The sequence below is a fragment of the Chryseobacterium sp. 2TAF14 genome, from assembly GCF_052115105.1.
In the GTDB taxonomy this organism is placed as follows: domain Bacteria; phylum Bacteroidota; class Bacteroidia; order Flavobacteriales; family Weeksellaceae; genus Chryseobacterium.
Genome location: NZ_JBFRGA010000003.1, coordinates 1 through 25712, shown reverse-complemented (window position 1 = coordinate 25712; position 25712 = coordinate 1). Strand labels below are relative to the sequence as shown.

Annotated in this window: 21 protein-coding genes; 18 read left to right on the top strand and 3 right to left on the bottom strand. The window is 35.3% G+C overall.

The window, feature by feature from the left end; all coding sequences use genetic code 11:
• Positions 1-492 precede the first annotated feature (492 nt).
• Entirely contained in the window at positions 493-2103 is a 1611-nt protein-coding gene (locus tag AB4Y90_RS00785; protein WP_441555268.1) for a hypothetical protein, read from the top strand.
• Between the two features lie 1644 nt (positions 2104-3747).
• Here the strand turns inward: AB4Y90_RS00785 and AB4Y90_RS00780 are convergent.
• From AB4Y90_RS00780 to AB4Y90_RS00770, 3 genes are all read right to left on the bottom strand, one after another.
• Positions 3748-4203 (bottom strand): GNAT family N-acetyltransferase, encoded by a 456-nt coding sequence (locus tag AB4Y90_RS00780; protein WP_441555267.1) that lies wholly within the window; start codon positions 4201-4203, stop codon positions 3748-3750.
• Entirely contained in the window at positions 4196-4819 is a 624-nt protein-coding gene (gene yihA, locus AB4Y90_RS00775; protein ID WP_441555266.1) for a ribosome biogenesis GTP-binding protein YihA/YsxC, read from the bottom strand. The genes AB4Y90_RS00780 and yihA overlap by 8 nt, the downstream gene beginning before the upstream one ends.
• A gap of 61 nt (positions 4820-4880) precedes the next feature.
• The gene (locus AB4Y90_RS00770; protein ID WP_441555265.1) at positions 4881-5642 is read right to left on the bottom strand and encodes an alpha/beta fold hydrolase; all 762 of its coding nucleotides are present in this window, start codon (positions 5640-5642) and stop codon (positions 4881-4883) included.
• A 266-nt stretch (positions 5643-5908) separates the two neighbouring features.
• Here AB4Y90_RS00770 and mraZ point away from each other — a divergent pair, with 266 nt between their 5' ends.
• The 17 genes from mraZ to AB4Y90_RS00685 form a co-directional block, all read left to right on the top strand.
• A complete protein-coding gene (gene mraZ / locus AB4Y90_RS00765) occupies positions 5909-6367 on the top strand; it encodes a division/cell wall cluster transcriptional repressor MraZ (RefSeq protein WP_441555264.1) in 459 nt (152 codons plus the stop codon).
• A gap of 20 nt (positions 6368-6387) precedes the next feature.
• Positions 6388-7281: a 16S rRNA (cytosine(1402)-N(4))-methyltransferase RsmH gene (gene rsmH / locus AB4Y90_RS00760; RefSeq protein ID WP_441555262.1), complete on the top strand. Its 894-nt coding sequence runs from the start codon at positions 6388-6390 to the stop codon at positions 7279-7281.
• A 115-nt stretch (positions 7282-7396) separates the two neighbouring features.
• Complete coding sequence (locus AB4Y90_RS00755) at positions 7397-7762, top strand: FtsL-like putative cell division protein (RefSeq protein ID WP_441555261.1); 366 nt, start codon at positions 7397-7399, stop codon at positions 7760-7762.
• Positions 7746-9737, top strand: a complete 1992-nt coding sequence (locus AB4Y90_RS00750; RefSeq protein WP_441555260.1) for a penicillin-binding transpeptidase domain-containing protein — start codon at positions 7746-7748, stop codon at positions 9735-9737. Before AB4Y90_RS00755 ends, AB4Y90_RS00750 begins: the two co-directional genes overlap by 17 nt.
• 87 nt (positions 9738-9824) lie before the next feature.
• Positions 9825-11285, top strand: a complete 1461-nt coding sequence (locus AB4Y90_RS00745; protein ID WP_441555259.1) for a UDP-N-acetylmuramoyl-L-alanyl-D-glutamate--2,6-diaminopimelate ligase — start codon at positions 9825-9827, stop codon at positions 11283-11285.
• Between the two features lie 48 nt (positions 11286-11333).
• Complete coding sequence (locus AB4Y90_RS00740; RefSeq protein ID WP_441555258.1) at positions 11334-11711, top strand: four helix bundle protein; 378 nt, start codon at positions 11334-11336, stop codon at positions 11709-11711.
• 36 nt (positions 11712-11747) lie between these two features.
• Positions 11748-12989 (top strand): phospho-N-acetylmuramoyl-pentapeptide-transferase, encoded by a 1242-nt coding sequence (gene mraY, locus AB4Y90_RS00735; RefSeq protein WP_441555257.1) that lies wholly within the window; start codon positions 11748-11750, stop codon positions 12987-12989.
• 87 nt (positions 12990-13076) lie between these two features.
• The gene (gene murD / locus AB4Y90_RS00730; protein ID WP_441555256.1) at positions 13077-14402 is read left to right on the top strand and encodes a UDP-N-acetylmuramoyl-L-alanine--D-glutamate ligase; all 1326 of its coding nucleotides are present in this window, start codon (positions 13077-13079) and stop codon (positions 14400-14402) included.
• Between the two features lie 67 nt (positions 14403-14469).
• Positions 14470-15723: an FtsW/RodA/SpoVE family cell cycle protein gene (locus AB4Y90_RS00725; protein WP_441555255.1), complete on the top strand. Its 1254-nt coding sequence runs from the start codon at positions 14470-14472 to the stop codon at positions 15721-15723.
• Positions 15724-15796: 73 nt separating this feature from the next.
• Positions 15797-16927, top strand: coding sequence for an undecaprenyldiphospho-muramoylpentapeptide beta-N-acetylglucosaminyltransferase (murG, locus tag AB4Y90_RS00720; protein WP_441555254.1), 1131 nt, complete (start codon positions 15797-15799; stop codon positions 16925-16927).
• A gap of 181 nt (positions 16928-17108) precedes the next feature.
• Positions 17109-18479 carry a UDP-N-acetylmuramate--L-alanine ligase gene (gene murC, locus AB4Y90_RS00715; RefSeq protein WP_441555253.1) on the top strand — a complete coding sequence of 457 codons (1371 nt, stop codon included), beginning with the start codon at positions 17109-17111 and terminating at the stop codon, positions 18477-18479.
• 62 nt (positions 18480-18541) lie between these two features.
• Positions 18542-19468: a cell division protein FtsQ/DivIB gene (locus tag AB4Y90_RS00710; protein WP_441555252.1), complete on the top strand. Its 927-nt coding sequence runs from the start codon at positions 18542-18544 to the stop codon at positions 19466-19468.
• Positions 19469-19581: 113 nt separating this feature from the next.
• On the top strand, positions 19582-20964 hold the full coding sequence (gene ftsA, locus AB4Y90_RS00705) for a cell division protein FtsA (protein ID WP_441555251.1): 1383 nt from the start codon (positions 19582-19584) through the stop codon (positions 20962-20964).
• A 75-nt stretch (positions 20965-21039) separates the two neighbouring features.
• Positions 21040-22935 (top strand): cell division protein FtsZ, encoded by a 1896-nt coding sequence (gene ftsZ, locus AB4Y90_RS00700; protein ID WP_441555250.1) that lies wholly within the window; start codon positions 21040-21042, stop codon positions 22933-22935.
• Between the two features lie 97 nt (positions 22936-23032).
• Positions 23033-23479, top strand: a complete 447-nt coding sequence (locus AB4Y90_RS00695) for a GatB/YqeY domain-containing protein (RefSeq protein WP_441555249.1) — start codon at positions 23033-23035, stop codon at positions 23477-23479.
• A gap of 349 nt (positions 23480-23828) precedes the next feature.
• Positions 23829-24239 (top strand): BrxA/BrxB family bacilliredoxin, encoded by a 411-nt coding sequence (locus tag AB4Y90_RS00690; protein ID WP_441555248.1) that lies wholly within the window; start codon positions 23829-23831, stop codon positions 24237-24239.
• A 109-nt stretch (positions 24240-24348) separates the two neighbouring features.
• On the top strand, positions 24349-25712 hold a 1364-nt coding region (locus tag AB4Y90_RS00685; RefSeq protein ID WP_441555301.1), incomplete at its 3' end, for a GH3 auxin-responsive promoter family protein.

The window sequence follows — 25712 nt, the reverse complement described above, 5'->3', positions numbered from 1 at the left end:
AAAAATAATATACCGGGATTGGCTAAAATGTTGATTTTCAAGGATTGTTTTTTTTGATATTTGTAATATTCCGGAATTTTACCACATGTTTTGTGGTTTTAGGGTTCGGTGAGTATTAGATTTGCACCGCAATGCTTCGAGCGCTTTTTGAGAAATTAGCTTTTTCCCTCAGGTTAATTTTCTCAGCATTGCAATACAGATTCTAAAAACGGATTGTTTTAATTTTCCGGAATTAAGCAATCAGAATGACACAAAAAATTTATTATTAAAAAAAACAGAAATGATGAAAAAATGTTTCAAACAAAAGCATTACTATTTAACTAAATGCACCATGAGCTTTTCTATCTGAAAGCTCATTGTAAACTAAACCACCAGTATTTTACAATTTATATTTCCCACCAGTATTAGTTGGCGGTTAAACCATGAAGCTCAGGCTTGAGAAATCTGTCTTTTGAGTACAATTTTAAAACACAAAATTTAACACAAGAAATAATGAAAACGCAATTTTTTACAATAATGTTATTTTCTTCCGTCTTAGCCTATTCGCAGGTCGGAATAGATACAGAAACTCCAAAGGCTACGTTGGATGTGAAAGGAAAACCATCAGACCTTACAAAAATTGACGGTCTTATAGCTCCCAGACTAAAAGGATCTGAGCTGAAAGCTAAAGATGCGCTTTATGGAACCGACCAGAAAGCCAGTCTAGTATATGTATCGGAAGCCTTAGCTGCTTCAGACACCACTGCAAAAACCATAAATGTTACAAGCATAGGTTACTTTTATTTTGATGGAAGCATTTGGCAAAAACTGAATGATGGAAATACAGGGAATGCAGGAAATGACTGGTCACTATTAGGAAATAGCGGAACCACTGCCGGTACAAACTTTATAGGAACTACTGATGCTATAGATTTGGTTGTAAAAACCAACAATATAGAAAGAGAAAGAATTTATAAAGAAGCTAATATCAATAACACAATTAAAACAATTACCGGTGGAGATTTAAATATAACCGGAATTACTGTGGGAAAAGGTAAAAACAACAATCCAGACAATACTGTTTTTGGTGTTCAAGGGCTTTTTTCAAATATTACGGGAACCTTCAATACAGGGATGGGAGCTTATGCACTGAAAAGCAATACTACAGGAACATCAAATGTTGCTATTGGTCACAGTTCTTTAATTTCAAATACAGAAGGAGGCACTAATGTAGGATTAGGAGCAAGTACCTTGGTTTACAATCAAACAGGAAGCAACAATATAGCGATTGGGTTAAGTGCATTGTCAAACATTTCTAATACAGATGGTAATCTTAATATTGGTATTGGTTTTACAGCGGGTAGTCAGCTGAAAAATGGCACATCGAATAATATTGTAATAGGTTCTAATCAACAATTAGCAAATGATACAAACAGTAACCAACTCAACATTGGTGGTGCAATCTTTGGAACAGGGCTTACCGGATCTGCAGCTGCACCTGCGGGAAATATAGGAATTGGCACAACAACTCCATCTACAAGACTTGAGGTAAACAATGGTACTACAAACGGTGCGATTAAAATTGTAGACGGTACACAAGGGGAAGGGAAAATATTAACCTCTGATGTAAATGGTGTAGGAACTTGGCAAGATAATAGAACTAAAACAATTATTGGTCAAAATGCTAATGCAGGATATGATTTGCCTTTTGATGTGTTTTCTGAGTATAGATATACTGGTGCTTCTATTACATTACCACCGGGAAAATGGTTGGTTATGATTACCCAGCTTGCAAAAATTGAAGGAACTACAAYAGCAAATGACTGGCTGTTTATTAGAACTACTTTCTCTGATGAAAACTTAACAACAGTAGGGCAAGCAGGAGTCAGATCTGCAGATATTGTTACAGCTCCTGTATTAATGAGTTTTACTGTAAATGGACAGTCTTGGTTTAATGCATATTCAGGCTCTGTTTTAATAAATAATACATCTGGAGGCAATAAAACTTATCGATATATAGCCGGGGATACTGTAACAAACAGTCCGCCGCCAGCAGGAGTAAATTTAAGCAATTTTGGAGGAAACTGGGCTGAAAACTCTATTACGGCGATTGCAATAAATTAAAAAAACACATATACTCGATATAGTAATCAAAATACGTTATCAGGATTTGTGTTGGGTGCCGTAGGACCACACTTTACCTGCGGCACTTTTTTTAATACAAAAAAAGCTCCGGACATTAGCGAAAACATTTATTAAATAAATACAACAGAATTCCTTTTATTCATTTGTTGGTGCCGTAGGTGCAGATTTACCTGCGGCACTTTATCAAATCTTAAATTGTTTTCATTTAAAATAATCTGATCTAAACAAAAGTAATACGAGTTACTTCTTTTTTTTAATGTTTTTCATAATGAAAGCAGGAGTTTTTAAAATTCCTGCTTTCTATTTTGAGCCAAATGCTACTGTATCGGACCTAAAAGGTCGGCTATCTGAGTAAAGAAGTAAAACAACCGGGCAAATTTCTCTATTGTCAGAGTAAAACGCTCAAACATTTGAGCAAAAAGGTCAGAATTTTAAGTAAAATGCTCAAATATTCTACCTGAAAGGTCAAATGTTTGAGTGTTAAGATTGTATTGGTTGTAATTTTAATGATGTACATAACTGAGCATGCCCGAATTTTTAATCTGATCTTCCGGTAAATCTTTTCAGTGTTATATATGGGTATTAAATTGAGTTTTTTACTTGTAAAATTCCGGAAAATTGCTATCCATTCAGTTTTTTTCAGAGCCTAAAACAGGTAAATTTGTATTGTAGATGTAAGCACTTAAGAGAAATCTTAACGCTTATTTTTTTTATCATAATTGTGTTTTAGTGCCGTAGAAATATAATGTTGCTGCGGCACTTTTATTAAGAACTTTTTATAAAAAAAGAGAATTATTCATACCTAAAAGCAAATAATTCGCTTTCATTTTTTTACTGTTTGATGTTTAAGAGCCGGAGTTTTAAAGTTTTCCGGCTTTTTTATCCAAGACTAAACATAGAATGCAGCTACTACATTCATCATAAGATCGTGCTATTTGTATAAAAAATTCCGAAAAAAACAATTGTTTTCTTTTTTTAAGTAAAATATACTAAGTTTGTGGTGGAAAATATTTGTTTAAGAAAATATTCTTAAGCATATTTTTCATAATTGTGATTGGTGCCGCAGGTTGATTTTTTTGCGGCACCTTTATCTAATCTTCATTTTTTTTCATTTAAAATAATTAGCTTTTATATTAAAAAGCAATACGAATTACCTTTTTAATTTTATCATAATGACCCCAGTTCTGCTTTAGTGTTAAACTAAAGATGCCTTTGGATTTTTTATTTGTAAAATTCCGGAATATTACCATCCATACAGTTGTTTTCAGGCTTGAGAATAGGTAAGTTTGCCTTAAGTGTTAAGCGTCTAAGGTGAAAATCCTGACGCACGTCTATCATCATTTGTGTTTTTGTGCCGTAGAAACATGTTTACTGCGGCACATTTAATAAGGATTATATGAAAAACAAGATTATAAAAATTACATGTTTAACGTTATTATTGATAATTTGTCACTTGTCCTCAGATCAATAGGTTGTTTGCATGACTCCTAAAAAAAGATATACGCCGAACGATTTATATACTCTAAAGAAATAAGTTTATTTCTTTATTTCATTTTTTTAAAGTTTTTGTTAAGCCGGAGCTTAAAAGTTCTGGCTTTTTATTTTGTTTTAAAAGGCTAGAAATTATGACTGCTTTCTAAACATTTCCGTATGCGGAATATTGTCTTCCAAATATTTCTTCCCCGTATCTTCAAAACCAAAATATGAGTAAAATCTCAACAGATAATCCTGCGCAGAAATTCTCACTTCAGAAGTTTTAAAACGGTTTTCTATCGTTTCAACAGCATATTGTATCAATTGTTTGCCTAAATTTTTTCCTCTGCCTTTTTCTGACGTTAAAACTCTTCCGATCGAAGTTTCGTCATATTTTATACCTTTATCGAAAATCCTGCAGTACGCTAAAACGCTATTGTCTTGTTCCGCCCAAAGGTGAATGGCTTTTTGATCGTAGCCATCCAGATCGTGATACGGGCAATCTTGCTCAACCACAAAAACATCTACTCTCGCTTTAATGATCTCGTAAAGCTCAGAAGTAGTCAGTTCTTCGAAGCTTTTTATTTTCCAGATAATATTATTCATTAAAATTAACGCTGTTATTTGCTAAAAATTCGTTAGTCGTCTGGATGAAATTTAAAATCTCGTCGCATCCTTCTTTCTTTTCTGCTGAGGTTACGTACATTTCTGGAAGGTCTGCCCAGGTTTTCAGCAGTTCGTTTTTATAGTTTTCAACATTTTGAATGGCAATGCTTGGTTTCAGTTTATCTACTTTCGTAAAAACAATCGAAAAAGGAACTCCGCTTTCGCCGCACCATTGTATAAATTCAAGATCAATCTTCTGCGGGTTGTGGCGGGAATCTACCAATACAAAAAGATTCACAAGGTTTCTTCTGTTGAGAATATAATTGGTAATCAGTTTTTCAAAATCTTTTCTGATGACTTTTGAAACTTTTGCATATCCATAACCCGGCAAATCGGTAAGATACCAGTTTTCGTTAACCAAAAAATGATTAATAAGCTGGGTTTTTCCCGGTGTTCCAGATGTTTTTGCCAAATCTTTGTGGTTCATCATTGCATTGATCAATGAAGATTTCCCGACGTTTGATCTTCCGATGAAAGCATATTCCGGCATGTCTGGTTCCGGGCATTCCTGCCATTTTCCACTGCTTTTTACAAACGTTGCTGTTTTTATAACCATTGTATTGATTTTTTATTTAGAAAAATAAACCATTAAGAAGAGTCTTAATGGTTTATCGTTTTTATATTTTGTCTTTTACCCAGTTGTAAAGAATTTCATTAAACTCATCTGGCTTTTCCATCATCRCAGCGTGTCCGCATTTATCGATCCAGAATAAATCTGAATTAGGAATAAATTTGTGCATGTCTTCTGCAACTTCAGGAGGAGTTACGTTGTCTTGTTTTCCCCAGATCAGACACGTCGGTCTCAGGATTTTAGGAAGATCATTCAACATATTGTGCTTAATGGCGCTTCTTGCCAGCATCACGGTTTTAATTCCTTTCATTCGGTCGTTTACCACACTGAAAACTTCATCTACCAGATCTTCAGTAGCTACCGAAGGATCATAAAAAACCTCTTCAGCCTTTTTTCTGATATAGGAACGGTCGTTTTTTCTTGGAAAGCTGTCGCCAAAAGCTCTTTCATACAAACCGGAGCTTCCTGTTAAGACAAGATTCTGAACCAAGTCAGGTCTTGCCAAAGTTAATATTAAACCTACATGACCACCCATAGAATTACCTACAATAGTAACCGGCTTGCCAATATTGGTTTCGATAAATTTGATTACATATTTTGCAATCGTTGTGAGATTGGTATTGAGTACCGGCAAATCGTAAATAGGAAGTTGAGGCACATAAACCTTAAAGCCTCTTTCTGAAAAAAAACTCACCATTTTATCAAAATTACTCAATCCACCCATTAACCCGTGCAAAAGCACAAGAGGGTGACCTTCTCCAGCTTCTATAAAGTTATATTTCTTTTCTTTTTTTGTACTAAATCTCATAATGCCTGTCTAAGCCTTGCAAAAATACAAATTAAACACCAAAAACTTTTTGATATAACTAATATAAACTAAAAATAATATATGAAGCGTATTGTTATGGGATTTTTTATAAATCTTTTTGCTATGCTCCAAATATGAGAAGCTTAATAAATCCTAGAAATATATTATCTCACTGATAATCAACAATTATTGAAACTTATTAACATTAAGTCAAAAAGTGGGAAAAAGTGGGAGGATTTGGAAAAATATTTATAATTTTGTCCCAAATGAGAAATTTCATTGGAACATATGAGTGCAAAATAGACGACAAAGGTCGCCTTAAAGTGCCTTCATCTCTTATAAAGCAGATGGAGAATTTTGAGGATAAAACCTTTGTGGTAAAGCGTTCTGTGTTTCAACCGTGTCTTGAAGTTTACCCTATGAAAGCATGGGATAAACTGATGGATAAGATTAATAAACTGAATAGATTCATCAAAAAAAATGCAGATTTTATAAGAATGTTTACCGCTGGAGTAAAGACCGTTGAGCTCGATACCGCCGGAAGACTTCAGATTTCTAAAGATCTTACCCACTTTGCAAATCTTACGAAAGATATCGTGGTGACAAGTGCGGGAGAGCTTTTTGAAATTTGGGATAAAGAAGCATACGAAAAAGTAATTGCAACCAACGAAGATGATTTTGCAAATCTTGCAGAAGATGTGATGGGTGCTTTTGATGAAGAATAATTAATAAACACAAATACAGCATGTATCACAACCCCGTTTTATTGAAGCAAAGTGTGGATGATTTGGTGACTGATCCAGACGGAATTTATGTGGACTGCACATTTGGCGGTGGCGGACATTCACGCGAGATTGTAAGCAGACTTTCTGAAAAAGGAAAGTTATATGCATTTGACCAGGATCTTGATGCGCTCAAAAATAATATTGAAGACCCGAAATTTACTTTAATCAACCAAAACTTCAGATTTCTTGAAAACTCCCTTTTAATGTATGGTGTTTCTCAGGTTGACGGAATTTTAGCTGATCTTGGAGTTTCTTCTCACCAGTTTGATGAGGCAGAGAGAGGTTTTTCCACAAGAAGTAATGCGCCGCTTGATATGAGAATGAATGTCATGCAGAGCCTTGATGCCAAAAAGGTCATCAATGAGTATGACGAAGAAGCTTTGGCAGATATTTTTTATTATTATGGTGAATTGAGAGAGGCGAGAAAATTAGCTCGTGATATTGTTCATCATAGAAAAACTAAAACAATAGAAACCACAGAAGATCTGAAAAAACTTTTCAGCTATCTTCCGCCGCATAAAGTGAATAAATTTTATGCACAGTTGTTTCAGGCAATAAGAATTGAGGTAAATCAGGAACTTGATGTTCTGAAAGAAATGCTGGTTCAGTCTTACAATATTCTAAAACCGGGAGGAAGATTAGTCGTTATTTCTTATCACTCTCTGGAAGACCGTCTGGTAAAAAGATTTCTGAAAAACGGAATGTTTGAAGGTGAGCCGCAACGTGATATCTACGGAAATTACGAAAAAGCATTTGAATTGGTGAAGAGCAAAGCAATTATTCCTGATGACAAGGAAATTGAAGAGAACTCAAGAGCCAGAAGTGCTAAAATGAGAACAGGAATCAAGGTTTAATGGTGAATGAGTGAATTGTTAATCGTGAATTTTAAAATTGACAATTGACCACAAAGTGAATTCACTGCAAAGCAAAATTGACAAATAATATTTAAAAATAAACCAGACAAAGTCTGTGGCAAAAAGAACAACATACAAACCTCAGAAGAAGCTCACTTTTATAGACATTATAAAAGGAAACTTTCTGAACCGTGATGAAATAAAAGTTCATTACAAGTTTTTCCTGTTGTTGTTTGTTTTGATGATGGCGATGATTTACAGCAATCATTTAGTCAATAAAAAAATAAAAATTGTTAATGCTTTAAAAGAAGAAACAGAAGAATACAAATCCAGAAATGCTTACGCACAAAGTAAGCTGATAAAAGTAAAAATGGAGTCTGAGCTGGGCAAGGAAGTCGCCGCAGATTCATTAATGACTTTGGAAAGTCACCCGCACAAATTGTTAATAAAATTAGACAGTAGTGATGCAAAAACAAAATGATTACGATAATAAAAGAAAGAAGACATTGCGATGGGGTTACCTTTTCGCAACTGTTGCTTTATGCGTATTTGTGATGTTTTTGGCGAGAATCGTTATTCTTCAGAACACCAATGTTCAGGAAATTAAAGACGATTACATCAACAATAATTATCGTACTGCCACTCTGAAAGCTGCTCGTGGAAATTTATTTGCTTCAGACGGATCAATTTTGGCAACAACGGTAATGCGTTATGACATTTATCTCGATTTTAAAACGATAAAAGATACGGTTTACAGCAATAATATTGGTGCGCTTACTGATTCTTTAAGCAAAATGTTCGGCAAATCGAGAGCAGATTTCAGAAAAAGATTTGATGAGCAGAAAAAGAATAAAAATCAATATTATTCTTTAGTAAGAGGGTTAGATTTTGACCAATATGACAGAATCAGAAAGTTTCCAATTTTTAAGAGAGGAAAAAACAAAGGTGGATTCATTGTTGACAGAAATTATAAACGTGAGTTGGCTACTTCAGAAATCGGTTCCGGAACAATAGGAATTGATAACGGCGTTGCAAAAGCAGGTCTTGAAGGAGCATTTTCAAAATACCTTACAGGCATCGACGGAAGCAGATTAGAGCAAAGGGTAAATTCTTCTCAATGGAAACCAATTGATTACTGGAAAGTAAGTGAGCCGGTTGACGGACAGGATGTTTATACGACTTTAGATCTTAGAATTCAGGATATTGCCCATTCAGCATTGCAAAAACAGCTCGTAAATTTTGAAGCAAAACACGGAACGGTTATCGTAATGGAAGTAGAAACCGGGAAAGTAAGAGCTATGGTAAATCTTCGGAAAAATGATGAAGGGAATTATGTGGATGCTTATAACTATGCTATTAAAGACAATATAGAACCGGGTTCAACCTTTAAAGTAGTTTCGCTTTTGGCAGCAATGGACGATGGTTTTATTGATGAAAATACAACGGTAGACGTAGGAAATGGAGTTTGGGTTTATGCAAAGCAAAGAATTTCTGATGGTCACGGTGGCGGAACTTACGATATTTCCGATGTTTTGGCTAAATCCAGCAACGTGGGAACGGCAAAGCTTATTACAAAATATTATGCAGATAAGCCTGAAATCTTCTTAGATCATTTAAGAAGATGGAAATTATTTGATAAAATGGATATCGAGCTTCCGGGAATTACAAAGCCAAACAATCTTACGCCTCAAAACAAAAGATGGAATGCAGGAGCTTTGGCTTCTATCGGTTTTGGTTACGGCACAAATATCAATATTCTGCAGTTAGCGACTTTCTATAATGGCGTTGCCAATAATGGTAAAATGGTAAAACCTCTTTTCATCGACAAGATCATGCAAAACGGGAAGGTTACTTTTGAAGCCCAGACTCAGGTCATGGTTAAAAAAATGGCATCTGAAAAAGCAATTAAAATGATGACCGATGCTTTAACAAAAGCCGTGGAAAAGGGAACCGGAAGAAGTATTTTCACACCCAACTTAAAGATGGCAGGAAAAACCGGAACCGCAAGATTTGAATATTGGCTTCCCGGTCCAATGAAATACAGATCTTCATTTGCAGGATTTTATCCGGCAGATAATCCGAAATATACATGTTATGTGATGATCAGTGAACCGAACACGGCAAAAGGGTTTTACGGAGGAACGGTTTCAGCGCCTGTTTTTAAAGAAATTGCAGGGAAAACTTTCTTGAAAACCCCTCAAAATATCGAAAAAGAAATGCTGGTTGATAAAAAGGTGAACCTTAATAAAATGGTTGAACCCAATGTAAAAGTAGTGGTCAGCAATAAAAAAATGCCAAGCGTAGTTGGGTTGATCGGTAAAAATGTTATTCCGCAATTGGAAAATTTAGGGTATCGGGTAGACTTTAAAGGAGTGGGAAGAATCAGGGAACAATTTCCGCTCGAAGGCACTACGATCAGCAAAAACCAGAGAATTTATTTGTCTCTGCAGAATTAAAATAAAAGAAAAGAGTCCTGAAAGGACGATTTAAAAAAGGATAGGATGCAATCCTATCAGAAAAATAAAAAATAAAAAGCATCAGCAATGCAATTAGTTGAATTATTAAACAGAATTCCGGTTTTAGAAAGTCATGGTGAAAACGACCGTGAAGTTTCCGCTTTGGTTTTCGACAGCAGAAAAGTTTCGGAAAATTCACTGTATATCGCAGTGAAAGGAACGGTTGCAGACGGACATTCATTTATTGTATCATCGATTGAGAAAGGTGCAAAAACTATTGTTTGCGAAGATTTACCGGAGAATTTAGATGAAAATATTACTTACATCAAAGTAAAAGATTCATCAAAAACTTTAGGGCAATTAGCTTCTAATTTCTATGGAAATCCTTCTGAAAAATTAAAATTAATCGGAGTTACTGGAACCAACGGAAAAACTTCTGTTTCAACTTTGTTGTTCGATGTTTTTAAAAATTTAGGCTATAAATCGGCTTTGCTTTCAACGGTTGAAATCAGAATCGGGGACGAAATAATTCCTGCAACACATACAACTCCGGATGTGATTACGATTAATCAGATTTTGGCTAAAGCGGTTGAGTCGGGATGCGAGTTTGCCTTCATGGAAGTAAGCTCACACGGAATTTCTCAGAACAGAACTGAAGGTTTGCACTTTAAAGTTGCCGGGTTTACCAATCTTACCCACGATCATTTGGATTATCATAAAACGTTTGATGAATATTTAAAAACGAAAAAAAGATTTTTTGATGAGTTAAATGAAAATGCCATTGCAATCACTAATGTTGATGATAAAAATGGAAATGTGATGTTGCAAAACACCAAAGCAAAGAAAAAATCTTACGCTTTGAAAACAATGGCAGATTATCACGGAAGAACTTTGGAAGTTGATTTTAACGGAATGCTGTTGAATTTCAACGGAAAAGAATTTTGGACAACCTTAACAGGAAAGTTCAATGTTTACAATTTGCTATTAGTTTTCGGAATTGCTGCTGAATTAGGTTTCGAGCAAGATGAAATTCTTCAGGCAATAAGTGTTCTTAAAAGAGTTTCAGGAAGGTTTGAAACCTTCAAATCCGACGGCGGAATTTTCTTCATCGTAGATTACGCACACACTCCGGATGCGCTTGAAAATGTTTTAGACAGCATCAATGACATCAGAACGAAAAATGAAAGATTAATCACGGTTTTCGGTTGTGGAGGCGACAGAGATCACTCAAAAAGACCTGAAATGGGGAATATTGCCACCAAAAAATCAACTTTGGCAATCATCACTTCAGACAATCCGCGGACGGAAGATCCGGCTGTAATTATTAAGGAAATTGAAGCAGGTGTTGAGCCACAAAATTTCAGCAAGTACACTTCAATTCCAGACAGAAGAGAAGCAATAAAAATGGCAATAAAATTTGCCGAACCGAAAGACATCATTCTCGTTGCCGGAAAAGGCCACGAAAATTATCAGGAAATCAATGGTGTAAAACATCATTTTGATGACAAGGAAGTAATTAATGAGCTTTGGAAGCTGATGAGTAAATAGATTGTGAATTGAAAGATTTAATTCATTTAAGAATTTAAAAATTAAAAGATGACAAAAAATTTCGAAGATTTTCCTGTTTATCTGAAAAGTTTAGAATTAATTGAAAAAGTCTATCAATTTCTAAAATCGAAGGATTTAGAAAAAGAATTTGAATTTGATAATCAAATTAAAAGAGCCGGATTTTCAATATCAAATAATATTGCGGAAGGCTCAGAATATAATAATAACAAACAGTTTATTAAATATTTGAAAATTGCAAAAGGCAGTTGTGCCGAAGTTAAAAGTATGATGATTGTAAGTAAGAAATTGAAATTGGGAGAAGAAGTTTTAGCAGATGAAATAATTAATCTGTCCAGAGAAGTCTCTTCTAACATTTCAAATTTTATTAAATATTTGAATGCAAATATTGAAAAACCACAATCTTAAAATCTTTAAATAAATTAAATTTTTAAATCCGAAAGAATGCTATACTATCTATACGAATATCTAAACAGTCAAGGCATCCACATTCCTGGAATGGGAATGTTGAGGTACATTTCGTTCCGTGCAGGAATGGCGGTTTTGCTTTCATTAACGATTGCTTTGGTCTACGGTAAAACAATTATCAATTACCTGAGAGGGAAGCAAATGGGCGAATTGGTGCGTGATTTGGGATTAGACGGACAAAAACAAAAAGAGGGAACTCCCACAATGGGAGGTCTTATCATTATTTTGGCGACCATTATTCCGGTTTTGCTGTTTACGAGAATCACCAATATTTATATTGTTCTTCTTATCGTTACGGTGATTTGGATGGGAGCAATTGGTTTCCTGGATGATTATTTAAAAAAGATTAAAAAAAATAAAGACGGATTAAGCGGAAAATTCAAGATTGTAGGTCAGGTTGGTTTAGGGCTAATTATCGGAGTGACAATGTATTTCCATCCTGAAGTGACGGTTAAAAGAAAATATGCAGATGCAAAAGTAGTCAACAGAAATAATGTTGAACAAAACTTTATGCCGACCGAAAAAATCACCGTTTCTACCGTTCCGTTTACCAAAAATAATGAGTTTGATTACAGCGGAATATTATTCTGGATGGATGATGCCGAAGCGCACGAATGGGCTTGGATAGTTTTTATTCCCATCGTAATCTTTATTGTTACAGCGGTTTCCAACGGAGCCAATATTACCGACGGAATCGATGGTTTGGCGGCAGGAACAAGCACGATTATTCTTTTGGCTCTTGCTTTTTTTGCCTACGTTTCCGGAAACATCATTTTTGCAGATTATCTCAATATTATGTTCCTTCCGAATATGGGTGAAACCACGATTTTTGCCGTCGCCATGGTCGGTGCGGTAATAGGATTTTTTTGGTACAATACGTATCCGGCACAGGTTTTTATGGGCGATACGGGAAGTTTAATGTTGGGAGGTGTCATTGCCGTTTTGGCGGTTATTTTAAGAAAAGAATTAATGATTCCTGTGCTTTGCGGAATTTTCTTAATTGAAAACATTTCAGTGATGCTTCAGGTGGTTGTCTTCAAATACAGGAAAAGAAAATTTGGGCTGGAATATGCTCAAAATAATAGATTGTTTAAAATGTCTCCGCTTCATCATCATTATCAGAAAGACGGTTTCCACGAAAGTAAAATCGTTAACAGGATGATTATCATTGGGGTTATGTTGGCAATTGTGTGTCTCATTACATTGAAGATGAGATAAATGAAATTGAGATATTCAGAAATTAGGAGATTTAGAAATTAGAATCCTCTTAATCTCTTAATCTCTTAATCTTTTAATTTTAATTAAATGAAAATAGTTGTTTTAGGAGGTGGCGAAAGTGGTTGTGGTGCTGCTTATTTGGCTAAGAAAAAAGGTTTGGAAGTATTTCTTTCAGACAAAGGAGCAATTAAGGATCACTACAAACAATTTTTGACGGAAAATGACATTGAGTTTGAAGAGGAAAATCACGATGAGGAAAGAATTCTCAATGCTGACTGGATTGTAAAAAGCCCGGGAATTCCGAAAAAAGCTGAAATGATTAATAAAATTCATGAGAAAGGAATCAGGCTTTCCTCTGAAATTGAATTTGCTTCGGAATTTACAGATGCAAAAATCATTGCTATTACAGGAAGCAACGGAAAAACAACGACAACGTCTTTGATCTATTATATCCTGAAAAATGACGGATTGAATGTAGGTTTAGGCGGAAACATCGGTTACAGCTTTGCAAAGCAGGTTGCTGATGAAAACCATGAATATTATGTTTTGGAGGTAAGTTCTTTCCAGTTGGATGATATTCAGAACTTCAGGCCGTATATTTCTTTACTGTTGAATTTGTCGAAGGATCATTTGGATCAGTACAATTACAACTATGAAGAATATGCTTTGGCAAAATTCAGAATAGCTGAAAATCAGGAGAATGATAACTTTTTCATCTACAATAAAGATGATGAAATGAGCAAAAATATTCTTGAAAAATTTGAAATTAAAGCGAAAATGATTCCTTTTTCAACCAAAGAAAAATTGTCTGAAGGAGGTTTTGTAGAAGGAGATAAAATTGTGGTAAAACTGAAAGACGAGTTCTCAATGAAAGTTGATGAATTGTCTTTATTGGGAAATCACAATGTAGCCAACAGTTTAGCGGCTTCAATTGCCGGTAAAATATTGGAAATCAATAATGAAAGCATCAGGAATTCATTGATGACCTTTCAGGCAGTTGAGCACAGATTGGAACTTGTTACTGAAATCGAAGGTGTAAAATACATCAACGACAGCAAAGCAACCAATGTAAATGCAACTTATTATGCCTTAGAAAGCATGAAAAATCCGACAGTTTGGATTGTCGGAGGATTGGATAAAGGAAATGACTATACCGAAATTGAAGATTTAGTTAAAAGAAAAGTAAAGGCAATAGTTTGTTTAGGAATTGATAATCAGAAAATTATTGATTTCTTTAAAAACAAAAAAGAACTGATATACAGCACTTCAAGCATGGAAAAAGCAGTGGAAACTGCAAAATCACTGGTAAAAAGCGGCGATACGGTTTTACTTTCTCCTTGTTGCGCAAGTTTTGATCTTTTCAAAAGCTATGAAGACAGAGGAAAGCAGTTTAAAGTGCAGGTACTAAAATAATTGTAAAATGTAAAAAGTATTAATGTATAAAGATTTTTAGCATCATGAATACATTTTACATAAATACATGAATACGGAACGTATGAACGAACAGAATACAGAAAGCAGATTTGAATTTCTAAAGGGCGATAAAGTACTTTGGATGGTCATTCTTGTGATCTCCATTTTCTCTATTTTCCCGGTGTATTCTGCAAGTTCAAACTTAGAATATATTGTTAACAACGGAACTACAACCGGTCACGTGATGAAACACATGTTCTTTGTAGTTTTAGGATTGGCAATTATGAGAATTGTTGGAACAGTGAAGTACGAATACATGGGAAAACTCAGCAGTATTATGTTGGGTTTAATGATTATTTTGCTGATTGTCACAATGTTTACTGGGCAAACTATTGACGGAGCGAGTGCTTCAAGATGGCTTAAAATTCCGGGAACACCGATCTCGTTTCAGCCTTCGTCTTTTGCTTTTTTAGTGTTAATTATTTATCTGTGCAGATATTTAACCAAGAAAATAACAAGAGAAAGACTTCCGATTGAGAATGTAATGTACATTTTCGGGCCAATTTTACTGGTTTTCGTATTGGTCGCAAAAGATAACGGTTCGACAGCGTTGATGATTTTAATGGTTTCAGTTATTGTTTTGGTTATCGGACAACTTCACTGGAAATACATTGCAGGATTTATTTCTACATCATTCGTTGCTATTGTTTTGTTTTTATTGATTGCTTTAAATACCAATTTAATTGGTGGAAACCGTGTTCATACATGGATGAGCCGTATCGAAACCTTTACGTCAAGCAAAGCAAAAACGGCTGATGTTGATGATGAAAGTGTAAAAGCTAAAAATTATCAGGTAATGCAGGCAAAAGCCGCCATCGTTCACGGTGGAATTACCGGAATGGGACCAGGAAAATCTGCTTTAAAACAAATGCTTCCGCAATCTGCATCTGATTTTATTTTTGCAGTAATTGTTGAAGAATATGGCTTGATAGGAGCTGGATTTTTAATTAGTATGTATCTGATTATGATTGTCCGAATCGTCATGATTGCGAGTAAAATGCCCGCGTTTTTCGGTTCGTTGCTCGTTCTCAGTCTCGGGGTGATGATTTTTATTCAGTTGGCAGTAAATATTGCGGTTGCAGTGAATCTGATTCCGGTAACAGGACAGCCATTGCCGCTGATAAGTTATGGTGGAACAYCCATGTTGGTAACATACATCCAGCTTGGAATTATTTTAAATATAAGCTCAAGAATTCAGATTTATGATGAAGAAGGAATGGGCAAAAAACAAAGCATTGCCGAAATAAATGACATTGCATAAATATAAATGATGGATGATAATTTATAATGATTTCATATCGCTTATCAATCATCATTTATCAATAATAAAAAGTATGAACAAAAAACTAAAAGTATTGTTATCAGGCGGCGGAACAGGAGGACACATCTTCCCGGCAATCGCTATTGCAGACGAAATCAAGAAAAGATTTCCTGATGCAGAGTTTTTGTTCATCGGAGCCAACGGAAAAATGGAAATGGAAAAAGTTCCGCAAGCTGGCTATAAAATAGAAGGATTAAACATTGCAGGTTTCGACAGAGGAAATTTGCTTAAAAATATTGGCTTGCCGTTCAAGCTTATTTCGAGTTTGCTTAAAGCTAAAAAAATTATAAAAGAATTTCAACCTGATTTTGCGGTGGGAACAGGTGGTTTTGCAAGCGGACCGGCTTTGTTTATGGCTGCAAAAATGGGAATTCCGACTTTTATTCAGGAGCAAAATTCTCTTCCCGGAAAAACCAACACAGCAAACGGAAAGAAAGCAAAAGCAGTATTTACCGCTTATCCGGATATGGAGAAATTTTTTCCACATTCGAAAGTTTTTTTCCTTGGAAATCCGATCCGTGAAAACATCATTTCAGGAATGCAGGAAACTTCTTCAGCTAAAGAAAAATTAGGTTTAGATCAAAATAAGTTGACCATTTTATCGGTTGGCGGTTCTTTAGGCTCAAGAACATTAAATAACGGCTGGAAAGAAAATTTAGAGAACCTGAAAGAAAAAGGATATCAATTGATCTGGCAAACCGGAAAATTGGATTACAAAGAAATTGTTGATAGTTGTCAGTTGTCAGTTGATGGAAATAGCCAACAACCAACAACCAACAACCAAATCCAAATCAAGGAATTCATCAAAGATATGGAAACCGCCTATTCAGCAGCTGATGTGATCGTTTCCAGAGCGGGAGCGATTGCTATTTCAGAATTGGCAGTAGCGCAGAAGCCTGTTTTGTTGATCCCTTTTCCATTTGCGGCGGAAGATCATCAAACTAAAAATGCAATGAATCTGGTTGAAAAAAATGCAGCCAGAATGGTGAAAGATTCYGAAATGCAGGAGAAATTCTGGAATACGCTTTCAGAAATCTGCGAAAATGAAAATGTAAGAAAAGAAATGTCTGAAAATCTGAAATATTTTGCCAAACCTAATGCGGCAAAAGAGATTGTAGACGAAATTTTTAAAATAATTAGATAAGATAAATATGAAATGTTTGTCATTCTGAACGAAACGCAGTGAAGTGAAGAATCTAATATTAAGATTCCTCGTTCCTCGGAATGACAAAATGAAATTTTTAAATAATTAAATAGAGATAAAGACGAATGAGTTTTTTGAAATGAATTTCAAATCTCAAACTTCAAATCTCAAATAAAATAAAATGAACAATTTAAAAACATATCAGAATTTTTACTTCGTTGGAATCGGAGGTATCGGCATGAGTGCTTTGGCAAGGTATTTCCATGCTTCGGGCAAGAATGTTTTGGGCTATGATAAAACCAACACCAAGCTTACTGAGAATCTGATGAATGAGGGAATTGATATTGTTTTTGAAGACGTCATTGATGAAAAAATCACTTCGCTACAGAAAGAAAATACATTGATAATCTACACTCCGGCTATTAAAAAGTTGGGCATTCTGGATTATTTTAATGAAAATCAGTTTGAAGTTTTAAAAAGAGCAAAAGTTTTAGGTTTAATCACCGAAAACACAGACTGCATCGCAGTTGCAGGAACGCATGGTAAGACAACAACATCTACTTTGGTTTCGCATCTGTGTAAAGAAGCAGATTTACCGTTTTCATGCTTTTTAGGAGGGATTTCTGAGAATTTTAAATCAAATTTTCTTTACAATGGTTCGCAATATTCTGTGGTGGAAGCTGATGAATACGACAGAAGTTTCCTGAACCTTTCTCCGGATTGGGCAGTCATAACTTCTACTGATGCCGATCATTTGGATATTTACGGAGATAAAAATACGATTGAAGAAGGTTTCAGACAGTTTGCAGCTTTAGTTCCAAATGATAAACAACTTTTTGTAAGAAAAGGAATTGAAATTGGGAGACCGCACATTACGTATGCAGTCAACGAAGAAGCTGATTATTACTCAGATAATCTTCGGATGGAGCATGATAAAATCTACTTTGATTTTCATACACCCACAGAAACAATTAAAGATTTTGTATGGGAAATCCCCGGAATTCACAATGTGGAAAATGCAACGGTTGCAATTGCAATTCTTCACAATTTGGGAGTTGATTTTGAAACTTTAAAGAAGGCAATTGCCAATTTTAAAGGAATTAAAAGAAGATATACAAAGCATACTTATAAAAGCGGTAAAATTTATATCGACGATTATGCGCATCATCCAACGGAAATTAATGCGGTTGTCGGTTCGATAAAAACATTTTATCCGGATAAAAAATTATTGGTGGTTTTCCAGCCGCATTTATTCAGCAGAACGAGAGATTTTGCTGATGGATTTGCAGAAAGTTTAAATAATTCTGAAGAACTTATTCTGCTGGATATTTACCCAGCAAGAGAGCTTCAGGAAAATTTTGAAGGCATCACTTCAGATTGGTTATTAGAAAAAATAGCATTAGAAAAAAAAGAAGTTTCAACATTGAATGAAGCTTTCAGTAAAATAAAAGAAAAAGAATTTGACATTTTGCTTACAGTCGGCGCAGGAAATATAGACACACTGTACGACCCGATTTGTGAGTGGCTTGCAAAAAGAATAATTAAAAATTAATAATTAAAAAAACAGTTTGAAATGTCTAAAATCTAACATCTGAAATCTGTTATCTAAAAAAAATGAAAAACAAGTACAGAATTTTAAAAATTGCCATCACAGTGATCATTCTTGGTTTTCTGCTGAGCTTCTCGTTGAAGAAATTCAGTGGTCAGAAGATTACGGACAATAAAATTTCTGTAAAAATGAATGAGAAAACTCCGGTTTATTTCATTGATGAAAAAGATATCCGAGAGATTGTCAATAAAGAAAATCCGTCAAGGAAAGTTGGAGATTTAAACATTCCGGAACTGGAAAAGAAGATCAATTCGCTTCCGGCGGTTGACAGCGCCAATGTTTATTTAAATTTAAATGGAAAACTGAATTTAGATATCAAACAAAGAGTTCCTGTTTTCAGGCTGAATTATAAAGGGAAAGATTTTTATGTGGATGAAAAAGGGACAGAATTTCCGATTTCAAAAACGTATTCACATCCCTGCATGTTGGTGACAGGTGATGTAAAAAAAGATGAATACGAAAAGCTTGCTGAATTGGTTGATAAGATTGACAAAGATGATTTCAGCAAAAAATATTTTATCGGAATCTCAAAATATAAAGACAGCTACAATCTTCTCACCAGCGAAGGAAATTATAAAGTAGAGATTGGAGATTTAGATAATATTGAATTAAAAGTAAAAGGTTTTAAAACTTTTGTAGAGAAATACTTGGTTTATCAGGATCCTCAGAAGTACAGCATGGTTTCTGTAAAATACCAGAATCAGATTGTAACAACACTGAATCCTTATTTTAAAGAAAATGACAGTATTTTAAAAGCTAGTCATAAAGATTTGATAAAAGCTCCGGTTGCGGTAGTAAAAAAAGCGAGTTCTACTTCTTTAAAACCGAAAGAAAATACAAAACAAAAAGCTGTAGTCAAACCACAGGAGAAAAAGAAAACTCCGGAAAAGAAACCGGCAGCAAAACCAAAAGCAAAGGTTAAAATAGAATAAAGAAGAGTCCTGAAAGGACGATTTAGCAAAGGATAGGATAAAATCCTATCAAAATAAAAATAGGTAAAATCCTATAGAATTAAATAAGTAATTAAATCAAATCGATATACACAATGGAAAATCAAGAGTATTCAGTAGGTCTTGACATCGGGACAACCAAGATTGTCGCCATTGTCGGAAGGAGAAATGCACATGGGAAGATAGAAATTCTCGGTGTTGGGAAGGCAAAAAGTCTCGGAGTTCATAAAGGAATTGTGAATAATATTTCACAAACCATTAACTCTATTAAAGCAGCTGTGTCAGAAGCACAGTCAAGCGCAGGAGTTCCCATTCATAAAGTCACTGTAGGTATTGCAGGAAAGCACATTCGCTCACTGCAGCATTCAGATTACATTATGCGTGAAAATCCCGACAGATTCATCACAGATGATGATATTGAAGCATTAAAAGATCAGGTAAAAAAGCTTGTTATGCTTCCCGGGGAAGAAATTATTCATGTTCTTCCGCAGGAATATAAGGTTGATTCTGAAGGAGAAATTCAGGAGCCTGTCGGAATGCACGGAAAACGTCTGGAAGCCAATTTCCATGTTGTTGTAGGACAAATGGGAAGCATCAGAAACATCGCAAGATGTGTAAGAGAAGCAGGTTTGGAGATGGAGGCACTTACTTTGGAGCCTTTAGCATCTTCTGAAGCTGTTTTGACTAAAGAAGAAAAAGAAGCAGGAGTAGCCATCGTAGACATCGGTGGGGGTACTACAGATATTGCTATTTTTAAAGATAATATCATCCGTCATACCTGCGTCATCCCTTACGGAGGCGGAATTATTACGGAAGACATCAAAGAAGGCTGTTCAATTATAGAAAAGCACGCCGAGCAATTAAAGGTTAAGTTCGGTTCTGCAGTTCCTGAATTGGAAAAAGACAGCACGTTTGTAACCATTCCGGGACTTCACGGAAGACCGGATAAAGAGATCTCTTTGAAAACTTTAGCACAGATTATCAATGCGAGAGTTGAGGAAATTCTTGAAATGGTCAACACCGAATTAAAAGCTTACGGAGCTTTCGAACAAAAGAAAAAACTGATTGCAGGAATTGTATTGACAGGGGGTGGTTCAAATTTAAAACATCTTCGTCAGCTCGCCAATTATACGACAGGTTTCGACAGCAGAATTGGTTTTGCGAATGAATATATTGCAAACGATAAAAACCAATACCTGAAAGGACCGGAATTTGCAACCTCTATTGGTCTCCTGATGGAAAGTTTAAAAATCAGAGATAAAAAAACGGCTGCTGTAGAAGAGAAAGTTGAAATTGAAGCTGAAACTAAAGTTGAGCAGAAAGATTTGCCAACTAATAGTGCAGAAATTCAAAATCAGGATGCTCCGCAAATAGAAGAAGAGCCTAAAGCACCGATACAAACATCAAGACCTTCTAAACCAACTTTCGGACAGTCGCTGATGGAAAAAGTGAAAAAATTCTTTGAAGAAGTAGAATAAATATAAATGATAAATCATAATTGATAGCAATATATCGATTATCATTTATCAATGATCAATTATAAAAATATAGTTATGGAAAATATAGGCACACAAGGATTTTCATTTGATCTGCCAAAAGGAAATTCTTCGATCATCAAAGTTATCGGTGTTGGTGGCGGTGGAAACAACGCCCTAAAACACATGTACGAAAAAGGTATTCATGGGGTAGATTTCGTGATCTGCAATACCGATGCGCAGACTTTAGATAACAATCCGGTTTCAAACAAAGTTCAGTTGGGAGTTACCATTACTGAAGGTCTTGGAGCGGGTGCAGATCCTGAAGTTGGTGAAAAAGCTGCGATCGAAAGTATCGAAGATATCAAAGCAGCGATGGGACAAAACACCAAAATGGTTTTCATCACGGCAGGAATGGGTGGTGGTACTGGAACAGGTGCAGCTCCTGTTATTGCTAAAGTTGCCAAAGATATGGGGATTCTTACGGTAGGTATTGTTACCGTTCCTTTCAGTTTTGAAGGGAAAAGAAGGCTTGATCAGGCAGAATTGGGACTTGATAAACTAAGAAATAATGTTGATTCATTAATTGTGATCAACAATGATAAATTAAGACAGCAATTTGGTAACCTTGGTTTCAAGCAAGGGTTCTCAAAAGCAGATGAAGTTTTAACCAACGCAGCAAAAGGAATGGCGGAAGTTATTACCGGTTACTTTGATGTAAACATCGACTTTAGAGATGCTAAATCTGTGCTTCAGAATTCAGGTACGGCATTGATGTCTACAGGAATGGCTTCTGGTGAAAACAAAGCTGAAGAAGCTGTTAAAAAAGCATTAGATTCTCCGTTATTGAACGACAACAAAATTACAGGCGCAAGAAACGTACTATTGTTGATCAGAAGTGGCGCAGAAGAAGCTACGATGGACGAAATCGGAATCATCATGGATTATATCCAGAAAGAAGCAGGTCATACTGCCGATATTATTTTTGGAGTTGGTGCTGATGAAGAATTAGGCGATTCAGTAAGTGTATTGGTGATTGCTACCGGTTTTTCTAATGATAATCAAAAATTTTCAGGACCTACTGAAAAAATCAGAATTGGTTTAAATGATGCTTTGGAAACTCCGAAAGCTTCTCCTTTCAAAACAAGAGATGAGAGAGAAATGTCTCCTGAACAGGGATATGATTTCGGAGGTAAAAATCTCTTCAGATTAGATGATGAAGACCAGGATACGCCACAGTTTAAAATGTCGTCTTCTGAAAAAAAAATGACTATTGAGGAAGAAGAGATAAAAACAGAAATAAAGTTCTCTGATAGAGAGGAAGATACATTAGAAAGCCCGATTCAGAGCTGGAGAAACGAAGAATCTGGTAATGATAACGATGTTAATTTATTTTCTTTCGATGATGATCCGAACGACTTAGAGATCCAGTCTTTTTCTTTCGATTTTGAAAATAAAAAAGAGGAGCCAAGAAACGATTCTTTTACACCTAACTATTCAGACGAAAAGCCTGTTGAGTTCAGCTTTACCGTAAACGAACCGATTGTTGAGCCTAAATCTGATTTCGGACAACCAAAAAATGAGTTTGAAACTTTTACCCAAACCGTAGAAGAAATTGCTCCTAAAATTGAGAATTTTTATCAGGCTAAAGAGGAAACCAAAGAAGAAGAAAAACCTGCTGTGCAAAACAAAGCAGAAACCCAGAGACAGACAGAATCTGAGTTCACTTTTGTCAATAAGCCTGCAGATCAAGAAAGAGTAACGGAAAGAAGAAACAAGCTGAAAGAATTCAACTCCCGTTACCAGAATTTCGACAGTGTAAATGAGTTTGAATCTGTTCCGGCTTTCAAGAGAAAAAACATTTCAATTGACGGTTCTAATGCTTCAGACCAGAATATCAATACGTATCTCTCTGATAACAACGGAAACATGCAGATCAGAGAAAACAGATTTTTAAATAAAGACGTTGACTAAAGTAATATAACAATGTAGAAATGTACCAATGTAACAATCTTTACACAATCAATAATTGGTAAACTGTTACATTGATACATTGTTAAATTTAATAAAAATGAGTTTAGAACTTACCATAAGCGAAGCTATAAAAACAGCGATGAGAGCAAAAGACAGAGTTGCTTTAGACTCTCTCCGTGCTGTAAAATCGCAAATATTATTACTGAAAACCGAAGCTTTGGGAGCTGAAGTTTCTGAAGAGCAGGAAATTGCCATTCTTCAGAGAATGATTAAGCAGCGTAAAGATTCTTTTGAGCAGTTTACCGCTCAGGGAAGAAACGATTTGGCAGAAGTAGAAGAAGCTCAGATGAAAGTAATCGAGCAATTTTTGCCAAAACAGCTTTCGGCAGAAGAGCTGGAAGTAGAAATGAAAAACATTATCGCAGAAACCGGCGCTGAATCTTTGAAAGATTTAGGTAAGGTGATGGGAGCAGCATCAAAAAACCTAGCCGGAAAATCTGACGGAAAGAGTATTTCCGAGATGGCGAAGAAGCTGCTTTCTTAGTTGTTGGTTAATAGTTGTTTGTTGATGGATTAATGCTATCAACGATCAACCAAAACCTATCAACCAATTACAACGGATATTCAACCTTTGYATATCGATTTGATTAAAGAATCCCGAAGCATTATGTTTCGGGATTCATTTATTGTAAATCCTTTATCAATTCCATTTCAAATTTAGCAATAATATTTTAATATCAATGTGTTTTATGTAAAAAAATATTAAAATTATTGTTATATCATTATGTGTCAAGGGGTTTTCATTTTGTTTATTAAATACTTAGATAGTTTTTATAAATAGCAAACACATGTAGAAATGTTGTAAATTTGTAGACACTTAAAAAAAATAAGAAATGTATCCAACAGATTTAGTAATGCCTATGAAGGCTGAGCTTACAGATAAAGGTTTTGAAGACTTGGCAACTCCTGCTCAGGTAGAAGATGCTTTAAAGCAATCAGGAACAACTCTTTTAGTAATCAATTCTGTATGTGGTTGCGCAGCGGGAGCGGCAAGACCGGGAGTTGTTTATTCTTTAACAGGAGATAAAAAACCGGACCATTTAACGACTGTTTTTGCCGGTTATGATAAAGAAGCAGTAGAAGTGGCAAGAAAACATTTGGCGCCATTCCCTCCAAGCTCACCGTGTGTAGCACTTTTCAAAGACGGAGAATTGGTTCATATGCTTGAAAGACATCATATTGAAGGAAATCCTGCAGGAGCTATTGCAGCAAATTTACAGGCGGCTTACGACGAGTACTGCTAATCAGTCTTTTAGTATCAAAAAAAATAATATGAAAACCATTGCAAATTTTGTGATGGTTTTTTTATTTAAATCATTCGCTGAAAATTCAAATATTATTATATTTGTCTTAATGGCAACGAAAGCACTTTTCAATACGGTGGTCAATTGGTTTATCAAGCAAAGGATAGATCAGATTCAGAATTTTATGGATTATCCTATCGATACCCAGAAAGGGATCCTGTTTTCTCAGTTATTCCATGCAGAAGACACAGAATACGGTAAGAAATATGGGTTTAATTCTATTTCGAGTTATCAGGATTTTAAAAATAAAGTTCCGATTGTGACGTATGAAGAGTTTGAATCCTATGTTGAAAAAGCAAGACAGGGTTACAAAGACGTGAGCTGGCCCGGTTATATCAAGCATTTTGCAAAATCTTCGGGAACGACCAATGCCAAAAGCAAATTTATTCCTATTTCGGCAGAAAGCCTGGAATATTGCCATATGAAAGCAGGCAAAGACATGGTTTCTATTTATGCAAATAACCACCCTGAAAATCAGCTTTTTACAAATAAAAATCTACGTTTGGGCGGAAGCTCTGAATTGTATGCAGATTTCAACACAAAATTCGGCGATCTTTCGGCTATTTTAATTGATAATCTTCCTTTTTGGGTTGAAATTACCACGACTCCAAGCAAAAAAGTTTCATTGATGGGAGAGTGGGAAAGCAAGCTGAAAGCCATTGTTTCTGAAGTTAAAAATGAAGATGTAGGAAGTATTTTGGGGGTTCCAAGCTGGATGATGGTTTTGTTGCAAAGGGTTTTAAAAGAAACAGATGTAAAAAACATTTCTGAGCTTTGGCCAAATCTTGAAGTATTTTTTCACGGTGGAATAAGCTTTAAGCCTTACAGAGAGCAATATAAACCGCTTATCGGGAAAGATATTAATTATTACGAAATCTATAATGCTTCTGAAGGATTTTTCGGCATTCAGGACAGATCGAATAGTGATGAGATGCTTTTAATGCTCGATTACGGAATTTTCTATGAATTTATTCCGATGGATGAATTTCACCGTTCTAATCCTAAAGCAGTATGTCTGGAAGGCGTAGAAGTCGGGAAAAATTATGCAATGGTGATTACGACAAACGGCGGACTTTGGAGATATTTGATAGGTGATACCGTGATTTTTACTTCAACGAATCCTTTCAGAATAAAAATTACGGGCCGTACAAAGCATTATATTAATGCTTTTGGTGAAGAACTGATGATTACCAATGTGGAATCGGCATTAACGAAAGCTTGCCAGGAAACTAATTCTTCTGTAAAAGATTTTACCGGAGCTCCGATTTTTATGAAAGAAAATGAAAGCGGCGCTCACGAATGGATTTTTGAATTTAGTGAGCATCCTGAAAACCTGGATTTATTTACCGATATTTTTGACAGGCATCTGAAAAGCATTAATTCTGATTACGAAGCCAAAAGGTATAATAACAT